Source organism: uncultured Microscilla sp., assembly GCF_947493425.1.
In the GTDB taxonomy this organism is placed as follows: Bacteria; Bacteroidota; Bacteroidia; order Cytophagales; family Microscillaceae; genus Microscilla.
Window position 1 is genome coordinate 39,220 of sequence record NZ_CANLRP010000036.1, and the last position, 18,584, is coordinate 57,803.

General features: G+C 40.8%; 12 protein-coding genes. 7 read left to right on the top strand and 5 right to left on the bottom strand.

From position 1 onward, the window contains the following. Nucleotides 1-64: 64 nt before the first annotated feature. The 7 genes from Q0954_RS11945 (at nt 65) to Q0954_RS11975 (ending at nt 13,539) form a co-directional block, all read left to right on the top strand. Nucleotides 65-763 (top strand): LytTR family DNA-binding domain-containing protein, encoded by a 699-nt coding sequence (locus Q0954_RS11945; RefSeq protein WP_299457074.1) that lies wholly within the window; start codon nt 65-67, stop codon nt 761-763. Between the two features lie 159 nt (nt 764-922). Beyond that, nucleotides 923-2,107: a D-alanine--D-alanine ligase family protein gene (locus Q0954_RS11950; RefSeq protein ID WP_299457075.1), complete on the top strand. Its 1,185-nt coding sequence runs from the start codon at nt 923-925 to the stop codon at nt 2,105-2,107. 183 nt (nt 2,108-2,290) lie between these two features. Continuing rightward, the gene (locus Q0954_RS11955) at nt 2,291-4,210 is read left to right on the top strand and encodes a T9SS type A sorting domain-containing protein (protein ID WP_299457077.1); all 1,920 of its coding nucleotides are present in this window, start codon (nt 2,291-2,293) and stop codon (nt 4,208-4,210) included. A 178-nt stretch (nt 4,211-4,388) separates the two neighbouring features. Then, nucleotides 4,389-4,688 carry a rhodanese-like domain-containing protein gene (locus Q0954_RS11960; RefSeq protein WP_299457078.1) on the top strand — a complete coding sequence of 100 codons (300 nt, stop codon included), beginning with the start codon at nt 4,389-4,391 and terminating at the stop codon, nt 4,686-4,688. A gap of 458 nt (nt 4,689-5,146) precedes the next feature. Further along, nucleotides 5,147-7,951 (top strand): TonB-dependent receptor, encoded by a 2,805-nt coding sequence (locus Q0954_RS11965; protein ID WP_299457079.1) that lies wholly within the window; start codon nt 5,147-5,149, stop codon nt 7,949-7,951. Between the two features lie 80 nt (nt 7,952-8,031). Further along, complete coding sequence (locus tag Q0954_RS11970) at nt 8,032-9,210, top strand: phytase (RefSeq protein WP_299457081.1); 1,179 nt, start codon at nt 8,032-8,034, stop codon at nt 9,208-9,210. A gap of 996 nt (nt 9,211-10,206) precedes the next feature. Next, complete coding sequence (locus tag Q0954_RS11975) at nt 10,207-13,539, top strand: SpoIIE family protein phosphatase (RefSeq protein WP_299457083.1); 3,333 nt, start codon at nt 10,207-10,209, stop codon at nt 13,537-13,539. Nucleotides 13,540-13,613: 74 nt separating this feature from the next. Here Q0954_RS11975 and Q0954_RS11980 read toward each other — a convergent pair whose 3' ends face one another. The 5 genes from Q0954_RS11980 to Q0954_RS12000 all read right to left on the bottom strand — a co-directional run bounded on the left by Q0954_RS11980 (nt 13,614) and on the right by Q0954_RS12000 (nt 18,497). Continuing rightward, nucleotides 13,614-14,681 carry a hypothetical protein gene (locus tag Q0954_RS11980; protein WP_299457085.1) on the bottom strand — a complete coding sequence of 356 codons (1,068 nt, stop codon included), beginning with the start codon at nt 14,679-14,681 and terminating at the stop codon, nt 13,614-13,616. 32 nt (nt 14,682-14,713) lie between these two features. After that, the gene (locus tag Q0954_RS11985; RefSeq protein WP_299457087.1) at nt 14,714-16,183 is read right to left on the bottom strand and encodes a hypothetical protein; all 1,470 of its coding nucleotides are present in this window, start codon (nt 16,181-16,183) and stop codon (nt 14,714-14,716) included. Between the two features lie 60 nt (nt 16,184-16,243). Continuing rightward, the gene (locus tag Q0954_RS11990) at nt 16,244-16,672 is read right to left on the bottom strand and encodes a hypothetical protein (protein ID WP_299457089.1); all 429 of its coding nucleotides are present in this window, start codon (nt 16,670-16,672) and stop codon (nt 16,244-16,246) included. Between the two features lie 37 nt (nt 16,673-16,709). Next, entirely contained in the window at nt 16,710-17,024 is a 315-nt protein-coding gene (locus Q0954_RS11995) for a hypothetical protein (protein ID WP_299457091.1), read from the bottom strand. A gap of 633 nt (nt 17,025-17,657) precedes the next feature. Beyond that, nucleotides 17,658-18,497, bottom strand: a complete 840-nt coding sequence (locus tag Q0954_RS12000; protein WP_299457093.1) for a hypothetical protein — start codon at nt 18,495-18,497, stop codon at nt 17,658-17,660. Nucleotides 18,498-18,584 lie beyond the last annotated feature (87 nt).

Consider the following 18,584-nt stretch of genomic DNA (forward strand, 5'->3'; position numbering starts at 1 on the left):
ACAGGTAGAAAGCTTGTGACTTGTTGCTTAAAGCTTGCCCCTGTGAAGTACTACCAAATAATATATGAAAATACTCATTGTAGAAGACGAGGCTAAAATAGCCCAATACATAGAAAAGGTTACAACAGCCATATTGGGCGATAAAGTAACCGCCACTAAGATTATTCCAGACTTGGTCAGTGCTTTATACTACCTCGACACCCACACTATAGACTTGCTCTTGCTAGATTTGAACCTGAACGGGGAAGATGGTTTTGGTATTTTACAGGAGTTGGTAGCCACCTCTTTTCATACCATTATTATATCTGCCAATAAGCACCGGGCTATTGAAGCATTTGAACACGGCGTGCTTGATTTTATCCCCAAACCGTTTACCAAAGAAAGGCTCCAAAAGGCTTTTGAACGTTGGAACTTATCAGAAAAACGAGCGCCTCATCCCACCAAAAAGCTGGCGATCCGGTCAAAGGGGAAAATCAAACTGGTAGACATAAACGAGGTATTGTACATAAAAGCCGCCAACGTGTATGCTACGTTGCATTTGAAAAACGGTGAACAAGAGTTACACGACAAATCATTAGACAAGTTGCAAATGATACTACCACCAGAGTTTATTCGTATTCATAAATCGTATATGGTAGACATTCATCAAATAAAAAATATTCTCATTCATCAAGGCAGCAAATATGAAGCTGTGCTTGGCAACGAAGTCATTATTCCGATTGGGCGTACCTATTATAAACAGTTGAAAGAACAATGGAATTGATCGGTGACACAAGACGATGGCAAGGTATCTGGTTCTGAAGTTTTGACTGATGGATAGATACCCACATAAAAAACTACGGACTGCCCACTCAAGAAAACTCCCAAAAGTTTTTAATTTTGCTGGATTGAATTAGCAACCTGATTTTTTAGATATAGAGAAATGAAAGCAAACATTGGTGTTTTTTTTGGCGGACGCTCGGTAGAGCACGAAATATCGGTTATTTCTGCTTTGCAGGCAATTCAGGCTATAGACCATAGCCGTTATGACGTAACGCCTATATATATAAGCAAAGCGGGGCAATGGTATACTGGAGAGCAATTGTTGGATGTGGAGAATTACCGCAAACTGGATGAGTTGCTAAACAATAGCACCAAAATTATGATGTCTCCCAACTTTGAAGATTACTCTTTTGTAGAAAGTGGAGCCAAGGGTTTGTTCAAAAAGCCATTGAAGGGTAAAATAGACATTGCTTTTCCAGTATTGCACGGGTCGTTTGGCGAAGATGGTGCTATGCAAGGTTTGTTTGAACTGATGGGTATTCCTTACATTGGTTGCGATGTGTTGTCTTCGGCTGTGGGCATGGACAAAATTATGATGAAAATGGTGCTTAAAGAATCGGGCTTGCCTGTAGTAAAATATGTTTGGTTTTATAGCAAAAACTGGCAACAAGATACTGCCAGTCATATAGACAAGGTAGAGCAAACCCTGGGTTACCCGGTAATAGTAAAACCTGCCAACCTGGGCTCTAGTGTGGGGATAAAAAAAGCCGCCAACCGCGAAGAGCTGGAAGAAGCCATTGACTATGCGGCGGGTTTTTCGCATAAGTTACTGGTAGAACAAACTATAGTAGATCTTAAGGAGATTAACTGTTCGGTATTGGGCAATTATGAAAATGCGCAGGCGTCTACCTGCGAAGAGCCCCTCATGAGTGGCGAGATATTGAGCTACCAGGACAAGTATGTCACCAAAGGCGGCAACAAAGGAATGAGCGGCACCAAACGCAAATTGCCTGCCGAAATACCTACCGAAATGTCAGACAAGATACAACAATTGGCAGTAGATACTTTTCAGGTTTTGGGCTGTGCTGGGGTATCACGCATCGACTTTTTGCTAGACCAAGCCACCAACGAGGTGTATGTAAACGAGATCAATACCATTCCAGGGTCGTTGTCTTTTTATTTGTGGGAAGCCACCGATAAAAACTTCGGACAATTGGTGAATGACTTGATTGATACGGCCTTTAAAAACTACCGCGAAAAGAACAACTTAACGTTTAGCTACGAAGAAACCAACATATTTAGCATGAGCGGCAAAGGTGGGGGCATGAAGTTGTCGAAGAGCTAAACCAACGTCATTGTGTTGGTTTTACAAGGATGGTTTTTAGGCTTAAAGCCATCCTTGTGCCTACCTATTCCTTTACCTCATTTCTCCATTTTAGCTTGCCTTTGCCCGTATAGATGAAAAGTGTCAAAGCCTGTATGCAAGACAAAATTCAATTATATTTGGCAGTTGAAAAAACGACCACCAATGAAAAAAAACACCCAAAATATACAAATACATCGCCTGTGGATAGTATTGTTACTAAGTATGAGCTGTATTGCCAATGGCTGGAGCCAGCTTACGGTAAAGCCCCATTATGCCTCAAGAGCAAGCAAAACCCAATTATCCAGGGCAAACCTGCGCACTACCCAAACCACCACCTTAACTTTGCCCTTTCTGGATGATTTTACCAGTAGCAAAAAAACCGATACGGTATGGCAGAAAAATGTGGGAGTATTCATTAATAACACCCTGGGAATTAAACCTCCTACTATAGGAGTGGCAAGTTTTGACGGGGTAGACGGTAGCGGCATTCCTTACGACATTAGCAGCAGTACCAGTCAGGGTGGAGCCGATACGTTGGTGTCGTGCCCTATAGATTTATCAATACAAACCCCCACTGACAATATTTACCTGAGTTTTTATTGGCAGGCTCAAGGCTTGGGCGAGTTTCCTGACAATGAAGATTCGCTACAACTACAATTAAAGGACGTAAACGGCGATTGGGTAAGTATTTGGTCGCAAATGGGGGGCGATAATCTCACCAACCTACCTACTGATTATACCAAGCAGTTTAAACAAGAAATTTTCGCGATAAGCGACCCCAAATATTTTCATAATAATTTCCAGTTCAGGTTTATAGCCTTTGCCCGTACGTCGGGCAGCTATGATACCTGGAACCTTGACTATGTGTTTTTGGACAAAAACCGACACATTAACGACTTTGGGCAAAGCGATATTGTAATCAGTGAAATACCAAATTCGTTTTTAAAACGCTATAGTGCGATGCCGTTTAGCCAATACCTGGCAAATGCAGCGGATGAAACAGCCGCTACTATCAGCACTAAAGCCACCAACCTCAATGGTTCGGGGTTTACCCTGCACAACTACGACTGTGTTTTAGAAGATACCCAATCCAATACTTTTATCAGTACTTTGGTAAGCGTAGTACCTGCTCCATTGCTCAATGCAGGAGCTTCGCAACAAATGGAGGCTAGTATTAGCCCTACGTTGCTCGATCCTTTTAAAAATAATGCTGCCGGGGTAAAACTTAAATATACCTTTAGATCTTACCTGGAGGCGAGCAATCGCAACGACATTGACCAAAATGATACAATTTCGCGGGTAACGGTTTTAACAGACTATTATGCGTATGATGACGGCTCGGCGGAGTTTTTGGCGGGAGTAAACCAAAACCGGGGGCAAGTAGCTTACCGTTATGTGGTAAATGAGCCAGATACGCTGACCGATGTACAAATGTATGTGGCACGCTTGAACAAAGATCTTACTGGACAAACGTTCATTTTTAAGGTGTGGAGCAACAAAAATGGCGAACCTGACTCGGTTTTGTTACAAAAAATTGTAAGCGTTACTGATATTTATGCGCCTAATATCAATGAGTTTGTAAGCGTAAAAGCAGCCCTTGAAAAAGCCTTTGATAAGTTTATACCAATTAAGGTGACTGATACGGTGTTTGTGGGCTGGCAACAAACCAACGACGATATGTTAACGGTAGGGCTGGATAAAAATACTGAATCGTCAAATCAGATTTACTCTAACCTATCAGGCGAATGGATTCAAAATACCGATACGCTGGGTAGCTTGATGGTGCGCCCGGTATTTGGTAAAGTAGAGGTGGTAGGACTTGCCCCCAAAATAGACCCCAAACAAGTAAATATTTACCCTAACCCCAACCATGAGGGGAGGTTGCACATAGAGGGTTTGGTGCTTAAGCAAATACACGTGCTTACGCTACAAGGGCAAGTAGTGAAAACACTTTTACTCAAACAAAATGCTTCGCAAAGGTATGTAATGGATATTGACGATTTGCCCCCAGGCACTTATTTGTTGCATTGCCGTGATCGCCAAAACCGGGCAGTGGCAAAAAGGGTTGTGATTTTGAAGTAATCCGTCTATTTTTGATTTTTAATAAGACTTAGTAAATGAGGGGTGGTTTAAAAATAAACTACTTGCTTTGGATGGGAGATTGCCCTTGCGATAAGTTAGTTTTGGTTCAAGGGTAAAGCATTCGTTTCACAAGTAAAGCGTTATTTTTTGTCCACACCTTTTAAACAGACAAAAGATTATGGATGATATCAGAGTAGACGAACTGAAAGAGCGTATAGCCAAAGGCGAAAGCTTACACATTGTAGATGTACGCGAAGACTGGGAACATGAGGAAGCCAACATCGAAGGTAGTACTTTGATTCCCCTGGGTGACTTGCCTACCCGTTTGAGCGAGTTGGATAACCTGAAGGGTGAAGAGGTAATTGTACATTGCAAGTCGGGTGGACGCAGCGGACGTGCCAAGCAATATATGACAGGGCAGGGCTTTAGCAAAGTACGCAATCTATTGGGCGGAATGGACGAATTTTCGCAATCATAAACTCCAGCGCTTGGTATAACAATCAATCATACAACCCACTGAACAAGTACCCAATTATTTGTTCAGTGGGTTTTGTTTATTTTAATAGCTGACATTGTTTACTTGTGATTCGTTACGTTGGCATACGCAACAGAGGGCAAACAACCAAAGCTAACCACCCACAAAAAGTCCCTCCAACGTTTGCCTAATTACTTTTTGAGCCATCAAATCACTGAAGCTTCCCTTACTACACAATTATATAAAATACTGCATTGATATACGACGCTCTAGTTCATAAGCTGTTCACAAACAATGCTTTATAATATTAATTAATTGTTATTGTTGCCTTTCTGTATACGGTGGTTTTCTCCGTTGTTGCCTTTTTGCTGCCTTTCAAAAATTGCAATTTGCCTACATCTCCTCCTTTATTTGTGCATCATTTTTTTTGATACAAAAATATAAAACCCGAAAACAAGGAAATGAAAAAGCTATTTTTACTAAATGTGCTATTACTGATAGCTACACTTTTTTGCGGTCATGCCTGGGCGCAAAAAGGTGCCATAAGCGGTAAAATTACTGATGAAGACAATTTGTCTTTGCCGGGGGCAAGTATTTATATAGAGTCTTTGATGCTGGGTACAGCCTCTGACAATGCAGGGCACTTTGTATTGCTCAATGTGCCAGCAGGCAACCACACCGTAACAGTGTCTTATATAGGTTATGAGTCCGTTACCCAACAAATAAACGTAACTGCCGGACAAACTGCGTCGCTGGGGCGCCTATCAATGAAAGCCAGGGTAAGCGTTGGGCAAGAGGTGGTGATTATGGGCGACCGCCTCAAGGGGCAAGCCAAAGCCTTGAATCAGCAACGCACCAACTATAACATTACTAATATAGTGGCTGCCGACCAGATTGGGCGTTTTCCTGATGCCAATATTGGCGATGCTATGAAGCGTATTCCTGGAATAACCATGCAAAACGATCAGGGTGAAGCGCGCGATATCATCATTCGTGGTTTAGCGCCTCAGCTCAACTCAGTAATGCTCAATGGGGTACGTATTCCTTCGGCAGAGGGCAACAACCGCCGGGTACAAATGGACTTGATTCCGGCAGATATGATTCAAACCATTGAGGTAAGCAAAGCCGTAACGCCTGATATGGACGGTGATGCCATTGGGGGAGCCGTAAACCTGGTAACCCGCGCGGCGCCTAATGGACTGCGTATTTCGGGTACAGTGGCAAGTGGCTATAATTTTTTGTCTGAAAAACCTATCTGGACAGGTTCTTTGATTGTGGGCAACCGTTTCTTCAACAATAAATTAGGGGTGATATTGAGTGCTTCGTACAATAACCACAATTTTGGTTCAGACAATATAGAGGCAGAGTGGGAAAAAACGGACAATGGTGAAGACTACCTTGCTGAGTTTCAACAAAGAACTTATGATGTACAACGCATTCGCCGCAGTACTTCGTTGGCGCTGGACTATAAGATTGCCCCTAACCATACCATTTTTCTTAAAGGAATTTACAACTGGCGCGATGACTGGGAAAACCGCTACCGCGCTGATGTAACCATTGACCCTGAGCTAGACGCTAACGGCAACATGACGGGAATGTATACCGCCAGGTTTAGAAAACAAACCAAAGGGGGAATCAACAACGACCGGGTGCAAAACCGTCGTTTGGAAGACCAGCGTCAGGCAAGCCTTATGTTGTCAGGGCAACACCTATTGGGCAGCAAGGTAAAGCTTACCTGGGATGCCTCTGTATCGAGGGCTTCGGAGCAACGCCCCCACGAACGTTACATTCGCTATGAGGTAGAAGACGTAATGGTAAATGTAGATGTGACCAACCCTCGTTTTCCGATTAGCACTCCAATGAATGCGGGCGACTTAACCCCTGGTCGTTATCAGTTTAACGAAATGCTGGAAGAAAACCAGTTTACTTACCAAAACGATGTAGCAGGTAGAATAGATCTTGAGTTGCCTATATTATCGGGAGCCAACCAAAGCAGCTTGAAGGTAGGGGCAAGGTTTCGCAACAAAGAAAAAGTAAGGGACAACCGTTTTGATGAGTATGAAGCAAGGGTGGCAGGTTTTGAAACAATGAGCGACGCTCATGTGATTGATGTGACCCGTGATTTTTTGGCGGGTGAGCAATACAAGGCGGGCTTGTATACTTCGCCTGAGTATTTGGGGAGCTTAAACCTGTATAACACAGCTTTGTTTGATCGTACTGATAAACTGGACGAGTATGTACCAGGCAATTACCGCTCTACCGAAAACATTACGGCGGGTTACTTGATGTATACCCAAAACATTGGGCGCAAATTTTCTTTCATTGCCGGGTTAAGGGTAGAAAACACGAGCCTTATCAGCAAAGGTTTTGAGATTGATGTAGAAACCGCTTCGTCAGAGGCAGACATCAGAGAGGTAAACGGTTCGCAAAACTATACCAACTACATGCCTGCATTGCACTTGCGTTATAACTTATCTAAAAACACCATTTTCAGGGCTGCCTGGACCAATACCATTGCCCGTCCTAACTTCTTTGACCTGGTGCCTTACCGTGAGATTAACTCAGACGACAATGCCTTGACTATTGGCAACCCATTGCTTAACCCTACTACATCTATGAACTTTGACTTTATGGCAGAGCACTACTTCAAGTCTATTGGTTTGGTATCGGGTGGGGTGTTTTACAAAGACATCAAAAACTTTATTTATACTCAAGAGCTAAGCAACTACAACGACCCGGTAAGCGGGCAAACATTTGAGGATTTTACCAAGCCATTGAACGGCAACAGTGCTACCTTGTTGGGCTTTGAGGTAAGTTTTCAGCGTCAGCTTGACTTTTTGCCGGGTGTGCTCAAAGGCTTGGGAGTGTATGTAAACTATACTTATAACCAGTCTACTACCGAAGGTTTTGGCGGTGACAACCGCACTGCCGATGTAAGGCTGCCAGGTACCTCACCTCACATGGTAAATGCCTCTCTTTCGTTTGAAACCAAAAGGTTGGTATTGCGGGCTTCGTTCAACTTTGCCGATTCATATATAGATGAGTTGGGTAAGAGCGCTTATTATGATCGCTACTACGACCGCCAAATGTTTGTAGACTTGAATGGTTCCTATGCGTTTACCAAAAAGCTGCGTTTTTTCTTTGAAGTAAACAACCTGACCAACCAACCGTTGCGTTACTTCCAGGGAAGAAGCGACCGCACCATGCAAGCCGAGTGGTACAATGTACGCTTCAACGCCGGACTTAAGTTTGATTTGTATAAATAATTTGAAAAGCAACAAGTAATAAGCCACAAGCGACAAGTAAAGTAAGCGCTTGTGGCTTATACCTACCTCCTTTTTTAGATATGAAAGTAACCAAAAACATTTACCTCGCCTGCATTGCCGGGGCTATGCTCACGCTCAATGCTTGCAACAGTACCACCCAAAACCAGCAACAAGAGGCAAGCAACCCTGATACAGAAAACAATGTACAAAAGGTGCACAATGCGCCAGAAACAACAACCAACAACATACCTACAGTGTTGGCAGACCTGGAAACTCAACCCGTGAGTTCGGCAAAAGATGCTGCTGATGATCCTGCTATATGGGTGCACCCCAACAACAGTGGTGAGAGCACCATTATAGGCACCAACAAAAAAAAGGGTTTGGCGGTGTATGACCTTAGCGGCAAAGAATTATTCTTTTACCCAATGGGTAAAATCAATAATGTAGATGTACGCTATGGGTTTCCTTTGGCAGGAAAAAAAGTAGACATTGTGGCGGGCAGCAATCGCAGCAAAAACAGTGTAGGAGTTTGGAAGGTAAACCCTGAAACCAAGGAACTGGAAGAAGTACTGGCACGTGAACTGCCCTCTAAGGTAGAAGAAGTGTATGGCTTTTGTTTGTATAAAAGCGCCCAAACCCAAAAGTTTTACGCCTTTGTGGTGAGCAAAACCGGACAAGTAGAACAATGGGAGTTGTTTGACAAGGCGGGCAAAATAGACGGTAAAATTGTCCGCTCTTTTAAGCTGGAAACTCAAGCCGAAGGAATGGTGGCAGATGATGAGTTGGGTTTTTTGTACGTTGCCGAAGAAACCAAGGGTATTTGGAAGTACAACGCCGAACCGAGTGCTTCTAAAGGAAAATTGATTGTCGATCTTGCCAACCAATCCCAACTTGCCGAAGACCTCGAAGGGTTGACTATTTATTATGCTGCTGACAAAAAAGGCTACTTGATTGCTTCAAGCCAGGGCAACAATAGTTATGCGGTGTTTGACCGGGGTGAAGGCAACGCTTACTTGGGCAGCTTTCGCATTGGCAACGGCGACAAGATTGATGGTACTTCTGACACTGATGGTATAGACGTAGTGAGCTTTGGTTTGGGTAAGCAGTTTCCCAATGGCTTTTTTATTGCCCAAGATGGCACCAACGACGAGGTAGACGGCAAAGCCAATCAAAATTTTAAGGTGGTTGCCTGGGACAAGATTGTGCAATCTTCGAAAGGTAAGTTCATGTTGGACAATAAGCAAAACCCCCGGAAGTAAGTTATATTTGTTGCTAACTGCTTAACTTGAAATGGTCACGTAAGAAATTGCGTGACCATTTTTTTTGGTGTACCTGGGTAATGTTTATTGAACCGCATTTATTGAAAAATACTCCGCCTCACCTGCTCCGAGCTTGTCCTCGGAGGGCAATGCCTCCACGCCCGATCGAAACCTTGTGCTTTGCAAGCATCAGAGAGGTTTCTCACTTTTTATAAGAAAGCCCTACAGAAGATCTAAAGTAGCGGGATAATATATGAACACTTAAAGGAACAAACTCTGTGAAACTGACAAACCAATATTTATAGATATGTACCAAGACAAAATTAAATATACCTAATATGCAAGTATAACTATCATATTATGAGAGAGTTATTTTTGCTTGTAGCTGATTGCTTGCTGCTACTTAGAACAGGCGGTGTAAAGAATGAAAATGCGCCTATTTTGTGTGGTGCAGTCTTTTTTAACAACATAGTTTAGGCTTTGTATGTTGTCAATATATGCTTGGTGTTGCTAAAATGGTGGCATTAAAACGGGTGCCAGGTGGAGGAGACCCACACGATGATATGGTGGTTTTAGATATTTAGCCAGGATAGCCTTTTAATAAGTGTTTATTTTGTATATTATGTACCAAGACAAAATTAAATATACCTAATATGCAAGTGTAACTATCATATTATGAAAGAGTTATCTTTACTTGTAGCTTATAGCTAATTACTTGATGCTAAGTACTTTACCGCTAAGAGCTTGTTTAAACAAGCTCTAATTGTAAAGATTGAACGACAATTTGTTTCCAGATTTCTACCAGCTTGTAAGGTCGTCAATGAAGACGATGATGGATAAATCCTTTGTGTAAGTATTCTTTGAAAAAATCTTACCGGTTTACTACTATGTAATGCAGTCAAAATAACTTCCCCATTTTAACTGTATATTTTAGTCGCTAGACAAGGCGAAAAAATATTTACTTAAATTTGCTGACATTATTTCGGCAACATTACTATGATGAAATACTTCTTACTGGCAATCATTTTATTTGTGAGCATTATTGCCCCCCTTTGGGCACAAACCCCTTATGTGACCAAACACTTACCCAAACATTATGGAGGAGGAGGTCAAAGCTGGAGAGCAACACAAGATCAGCGAGGGCTGATATACATAGCCGACAATGTAGGTGTATTACAATATGATGGGGTACAATGGCGTAAGTTCTCGTTAAATATTAATGAGCAGGCTACTGCGGTTAGGTCTCATAATGATACTCTTTTTGTGGGGACACACAACAGTATTGGTTATTTGGGGTATGATTCTACCCGGAAAAACCGTCGGTATGTATCGCTGATGCATTTGATCCCACCCAAACAAAGAAAAAATGGAAGGGTTGACGATATTTTACCCTTAGACAAAGGAGTCGCTTTTATGAATTCACGTGGGTTTGTTTGGGTTTATCAACAGGGTAAATGCACTTATGTGAACTATCGGGACTTGACTATGTATGAGCAAGAACAAGCTACACTGGTTGCCAAAAGCCCTAAGCGCTTGTTATACTTTAACCAACATTTATATGTAGTCGTTGGGCAGTCCCTGTTTGTGTGGAATGGAGCGAGGTTTACGAAGACCAACGAGTTGCAAGGCTTGAAGCACCTTGCAAACATCGCAATTATAAAAAACTATAGGAAAGATACCTTATTGGCGTACGATCGTAAAACCAGGCAGATGCGCTGGCTCTATTTGCAAAAAGGGAAGTTTAAGGCAACAAAAGTATTTCAGACTCAACTGGACACGATGTTTGCAAAAAAACACCTCAAGGATAGGCATTTTAAGGTGTTAGAAAGTGGAATGATTGCCTTATCAGACTATCATAACCTTCGAGTATTGGATAAAAATGGTCAAATACAACGTATGATCAAAGCCCGCCAAGACATCCCTACTATTTCTATTTATAGTTTTATGGAAGACAAACAAGGTAACTTATGGACTGTGGGTGAGCAGGGAATTGGGCAAGTGCATAACCAGAGCCCATGTACGTTTTGGGACACAAGGCAGGGCGTTTCTTCTGAGACTATCTTTAGTATAATGTATGGCCACCAAACTCTTTATGTAGGAACCAGTAAGAAACTTTTACATTTAAACAAACAAGGGCGTTTTGAAAAAATAAAAGAGGTGACTAATAGACAGGGGTGGGTTTCAAGTTTTTTGAAACATCAGGGGCAATTGTATGCAGTAGGGTTAGAAGATGTTTATGAAGTGCATAACGGACAAGTCAAGCCACTGGTCAAACAATTTCAAGCCACCACATTGACTGCCTTTAAAAGTGACTCTTCTAAACTATTATTAGGCACCTATCAGCAAGGATTGTTTTTGATGACTCACCAACAGGGGCGGTGGACAAAACAAAAGGTGAAAGGCTATAAAATATCGCCAAGAATATACACGATTAAAGAAGGCAAAGATGAAAGCCTTTGGACAGCCGACACGCGTTTTGGGGTTTTTAGGGTATGGCTCAATGCTGCCAAAGACAGTGTAGTCAAACAAGAGCATTATACCATCCAGAATGGGTTGCCTTCTAATACGCTCAATTTTATTTTTCAACTTCGAAATGGTCAGTTACTTTTTGGTACAAGCAATGGCATATACGCCTTTGATCAGGTAAAAGAGTATTTTTACCCTCACCCTGTATTGAACCCTTATGTAAAAGGCAAACAGGTATATCACCTCTATGAAACCCAACAAGGGCACATTTTTGTACAAATGGGAGACAAAAGTACGATTGAACTGGTGATGTTAAAAATGACTAAAAAGAAGGAGTATGTATTCGTAAAAAAAACATTTATGGATGTTCAAATCTCCTCTGATAAAGAATATTTAGCCATTATAGAAAAAGATGGACAGTTTGTCATAAACAAAGGTACAAGTTTGGTAGTATACAATGCCTTGTGGCCTAAGCAACAAGCACCTGCTTACTCTGCCATTATTCGCAAAGTAATCATTAATAACGATTCTTTGCTGTTCAATGAAAACAATCTGCGGGCGGTTTCGCTTCCTTATGATTTCAACACGCTTCGGTTCGACTATGTGGCGCTGTTTTATGCGCATAGCCATAAAAATCAATACCAGTTTAGACTCAAAGGCTTTCAGGACAAGTGGTCGTCCTGGAGTAGAGAGCGCCATGCCAACTTTACCAATTTGCCCGAAGGCAAATACCTGTTTGAAGTAAGGGGTAAAAACGTGTATGGTGATTTAAGCCAAACCGCCCGCTTTAGTTTTCAGATTGAGCCACCCTGGTATCGCACCTGGTGGGCGTATGTGTTGTATGTGAGCGGTACTATACTATTCATGTGGGTTGTTTTGCGCCTTAACTCCCGGAGGTTGATCAAACAAAAAGAACGATTGGAAGATAAGGTACAAGAACGTACTATAGCGCTCAGGCAGAAGCAAGAAAAAGTGGCCCAACAAAACGAAGAACTTCAACAACAGCAAGAAGAAATTTCTATGCAAAACAAAGAGCTTCAGCAACAGCAAGAGGAAATTACGGCTCAACGTGATGCCATAGAGCAAAAAAATATCCAAGTAAGAAAGAGCATTGAAGCCGCCAAACTTATCCAAGACGCCATATTACCCTTTGAAGACAGAATGCAAGAAATATTTCGGCATTACTTTGTCCTTTTCCGCCCTCGCGACATTGTATCAGGTGACTTTTATTGGGTAGACAAAACCAACGATGGAAGGGATATAAAATTAGTGGCCGCAGTGGATTGTACTGGGCATGGGGTACCAGGGGCTTTTATGAGCATGATGGGCTACACTTTGCTCAACGAAATTGTGCATCAAAAAAATATTACCCGACCTGCTTCAATATTAGAGTGCCTTCGCACCAATTTAAAACACGCCTTGAAAAGAGAAAAAACCGGCAATCAATCAGGAATGGACATGGGGGTGTGCAGCATTCAATACCTGCCCAACGACACTGCCGAGGTGGCGTTTGCGGGTGCCAAGCGCCCTATGTATTACTTTAGAAATGCGTCTCAGGAATTGTGTGAGTTAAAAGGTAGCCGAATATCTATTGGGGTACGTCGAACAAAGCCACGAAACTTTGAGGAGCACTGCTTGATTTTACAACCCGGTGATTTAATATTTTTAAGTACCGATGGATACTGTGATCAGAACGATGCGGCAAGAAAGAGGTTGGGTTCACAACGTTTTCAAGAATTATTGGCTTCACAGGCGCACCAGCCACTGCCCCAACAACAACAAGCCCTGGAGTACGCCCTGGAAACTCATATAGCAGGTGTAGACCAACGTGATGATATTTTGGTGATTGGGGTGAGACTATAATAGGGTTGTTTTAACGCTACTTGCCTTTCATTATGCCAAGCTTCTTGACCCAGTAAAGAAGGCAAAACAACCCCCTACTCGCCCAATAAATCCTTCTCCAATCTCTTGCCCAACTTGTATGCTTTTTGTGCCATAAACGAATATATTTTGGGATACCCAAACTTTATTTCTTTGAGGTCTTCGGGCGTTTTTATATGTTTTTTCATTTTGGCGATATACTCAGGGTACTCGCTCAAAATGAGGTTTTTGTTGGTGTTGTAAGCATACGCCATGAGTTTGACAAGTGATGCTTCTTGATCTAGGTATAACTTTTCTTCCAAAGGGATATGACTCCGTAAGTCTTCTTGGTATTGAGCTATGCAAAGTGCTATTTCTTCTGAGGTATAATGCATTAAAATCTTAGACGTATCATCATCTGACAGATTACTTACTCCACCTTTTGCCAATACATTACTAGCCAAGCCCAATATTTTAAGGGCAAAACTACTGGGTTTTTCCACTTCTAAGCTATGTTCATCGAGTATGTCAATGGCTGATTGTTGTGTTCTTGCATGATTGGTAGCACAGGGGTCTAACTTTTTCAACCAATCATATTTTTCCATGTACTCATCAAGGTACATGCCCAACACTTTTAATACATTGATTGCACAGTGAACAGCCTCATACAAGCCCGCTTCGCGTATCGTCTTTACTCCCCATTGTTGCTTTGTATTTTTTGCTGCTGCTTTTAAGTTATTTAAGGCAGCACTATCTCCAAAAAAATCTGCATATTGTATGAAGGCTTTCCGCTCATCCATAATTATTTGATAGGCAAGACTGATTAAGTGTCCTGCAAAAGCTTTATTTTGATAACCACGCGGTGTTTCTGGGAGAGTATTACTCCAATTGATTACAAATATTCTCCTATAAAACTCATGAGTATTTTGTTGGGGTAAATTTGCCAATTCGTCGTGAAGGTGTTTGTGTGCATACGTTATAATTAAACTGTTTTCTCGAATATCTTTCCAGTCTGCAACAATCACAAAGTCTTTAGTGTGTTTTACGTGTTTGAGCAGTTTCTCTGCAAATACCTTGTATTGGTGGGCACCAAAATGCCTGGGGGTATCTTTGTGATGCAAAAAATCTATTTTGTCTAGGCTCATTTTGGTTTGTGATTAGCTGCTTGTAAAGATACTCACCAAATCTCCATCACCTCGCTGGTAGCTTCATTATAACTAAACGAAACTGTTTCTTTTTCGCGCCAACCGCGGATGAGTTTCATTATCCAAGGCTTAGACTCAGGGTATTTGGGGATAAAGTAATATACATCTTGGCAACCCATTAATGTGACTTCAAGTTTTATTTCGGGAAACTTTTTTAGGCTAAAGGTTTTTACTAGTACATTTTCCATTGCCATGAATGAAGCATTTATACGGTCTCTAGTGTTGTTTTCAACGGCAGACAATTTGTTTATTACTGACCTTCCGTTGATGTTTTGCTCTATCCGAGACAAGTCCCAGTCATAGCTTTCTGCTACCTGATGATAATAATAATCAATTTTAGGCTCTTTGGAAAGGCTAAAGGCATAAGTTTCAGGAGAAAACATGTCATAAAAATCGTAACCCCAATCATCTAAAATGCTTCCTGTGTTTCCTAACAAAAATTGCCAAAAATCTATTTTTTCTTGTATACTTAGATGGGTATAGTCCTCCCAAGAGCAATATAGGTGAAACTCATCTTTGATATAATATAAAAAATAATCCCTAGCATGTTGTCTGCATTCTTCCCGACTAAAGGTCAATTCATCTATTTCTTTGACAGGAGGCAAGAAATAAACAGTAAAAACTTTTTCTTCAAAAAATGCTTCCAGCAAAAACGTTATGATGCTATAAAATGCTGGAGTGTTTAGGTCTATTGTCCCAAACCTGGAAGAGTCATCAATGGCAGATATTTGTAGTTCTTTAGAGAAATAATCATGGCTTAGCGACTCTTGCCCAATAAAGTGGGTAATATTGGTTTTTACCAACAACTCATCACGTTGTCTTTGCCTTAGCTCCTTTATAGCTATAACTTCCCTAGTTGTTTCATCAATTTTAAAGGCAAGTGCTTCTCCAGTTCTAAAGGCATGGGTAATAGCAACGCTCCAATGTATATGTTCAAATGTAGTAGGAAGATACCAGTATTCTATACCCAGACTATTTTTCAATGCCACAGACATCATCACATCAGGGATGGTCACGCAATTAAAATCGTCAATGGCAGCAATCAAATAATTATTCTTTTGCCCAGCTTTCACCAATAGGTTATTTTGCTTCTGTGTTGTGTACCATTCTTCAAATTGTTCTCGCCAGTGATTTCCTGGCGATATGGTACTTATATTTTCTGCAGTGGTGTGGCTTACTCTGAAGTAGTTCACTACCGAGTCTTCGATAAATGAGTAATAAATGCTGTAGTAGTCATAATCAAGCATTTGTTTTTGCCTTTTTTCCAATCTTTTTTGAGGGCTTACTAGACTATTTTCAGTTAACACTTCCTCAATTACAGCATCAACCAACGCAAATGGATACAATACGCGTATATTTCTGGTCACATAAAAAGGGATATTTAATATGACTCCCTCTTCGTGAGCGGTGATACCTATAATCATAAACTCATTGTCTGTCATTGCTTGTTACATTTTACCTTCAATCACTTTTGCCGTTAATTAGTGGGGAAGGAGGGGGTATTACAAATAAAAGTACTTGTCTTTCCAGATGTGCCTGGTATTGGTATGACAAATATCTTTGATTATAAATTCAACTGGTTTTTTGAGTGAATCAAAAGCCTTTTCCCAATTGGCAAGTGCATCTCTAAAATTATAGATCGATTGCTCTCCATCAAAGAAGTGAATGCCCGCATTTTCGCTTGTCATCAACACGTGCAGGTATTTATCTTCAGTATTGTTTTTTCGCTCAAATACCAAGTCCAAATAGCCCATTTTTACAACAACCAATTCAATGGGAGGGTAATCAGGTACAAAGAGTGTTATATCTTCATTGTAATAGCGTTGGTACAAGTCTTTAAAATCGTTTTCCAAGCTTTCGGTCTGGTATAAGTTAAACTTTAGCCCAAGCATGTTTCTGAGGGGGATTTCGGTTTTTCTGATTTTATTCACTGTTTTTATTGTCTAGTTTTTTTACCACCTTTCTTTTTTAAAATATGTCCATGCCACCCTCATTTGTCATACTCAATACCTCTATTGTTTGTAATTGCAAATCTTCTTCTGAATCAATAACATTTGTATACTCCATTCTTTCAAGTTGAACTTCCTTAAGTTTGAGTAGAAAATTAGAGGCAAACTTACAAGGAATATCTCCCAAGAACACTTGTTGGTTATTGTTTTTAAAAAACATTATTTCATAGAGCCTTGTAGAAGGAAAGTGCGTTTTTGTAACTGATTTTAATGTTACTTCAACTGAATCTAGTATGCAGATTTCATCATTCAAGAAAGGGCAACGAACCATCAAAAGTATTTGGGTATTATCACCTACCTTCTTTTACTTGCATTGGTAGGACAGCTTCTGTAATCAAGTGAGCCGCAACTTCAAAAGAACTCGGTAATGTTGAGGTCACCGTTTCGGTTAGATTTCCCATAAAAGGTTCTTGTACCCGAAACTTGTTACCAGATGACTGTAGCCATTGAATATCTACGCCGTTGCTTGTGTCTTCACAAGCAATCAGACAGTTAAAACCCTTTCCGTAGAAGGCTTGGGTGAATGGAAGTCTCCAACTTACTTGAGTAGCAAAACCTCTCCAAATACTAAGGGGCGCCAAGCGATGAAATTTACCAGGCTAGGGCAACCATAAAGGATTGCCCCTACAAAAGGCATTTGAATGGGTTTTGGCGCTACTTTTACGCCGTTGCTTGTGTCTTCACAAGCAACCAGACAGATACTGAAAAGCACCCTCAGATGCTGGAATCTGGGTCGGTTGTTAAGAGTGTCTTCCAAAGGAGACTTGAAAGCTTTTTATGAAGGCAAGTTTCCAGGCTTGCTTTTGGGGCAGGCTGAGGACTTCTACTAATTAATCGTGCCAAGCCGCCTTGCGGAAGATTTGACCCAGCAAGAGTAACTTTGGGTTATGCCGTATCTCAGCACACCTTAAATCTGAGGGGGAGAGCATTTGATGATGTAAAAAAAATCATCTCCCATTACTGGCATTAACAACCCTTCCTCAGTATTTCCTCCCCAGGTATTACTTGATTGCAGTTCATTTACTAGACAAATATTCTGATCTGGAAAAATTGTAAAATGTGGCGACTTTTCAATGCAGGAAAGTTTTCTATTTAACTCATAGTTTTTGTTTGTATAACCTAGCTCAGTAGAAACACATTTCTCTCCTTTATAAATATTGACAATGTCTCCCTGCACATTATACAATACTCTTAACATAATGATGCCGCTGCTATCATAACCAAAAACATACAGGTAACCATTTTCATCGACATGAACCAACCTCCATTTATAAGTACTTAATTCATCATAACTGATCAGGTTTATCTCAGAAAAATAAGCTATATATTCTTGCCTTTTCAAAGCATCCTCTCCAGTATTTAAGTTATCTGGAAGAATCAATTTAAGGTGTTCTTTCCTTTTATTTTTCAACCATTTTTCAATAGGTAAGTAATATTTCCCAGATTGAGGAAAAACGGGTCTTTCGATATACAAATCTTGCTTGACACTATCAACCACAATATTACTTATAGACTCTATTTTATTTGAAAACTTAATATTGTGACAAACCTGATAATTAGTCATACCATTATAATCAAAGTACACTCTATCCTTTACAATAAAGTCCTGTATTTCTAACCTGTCTGCCTTAGTCTTCACAAAATCATTGTTTCTGTTTTCTGTTTCGTGTATCAACTCCCCACCTAAGCTATACTCTCTGGTAATATTTGTTTCTTCAATTAAAAACTGAATACAAATATTATTCAATTCATTTAATTAGACTTCTTGCGAAAATATTAATATTGGTTAAAAAGTTATCTTTGTAGCATGAAAGCTTCAAAATATGCTGTTTTG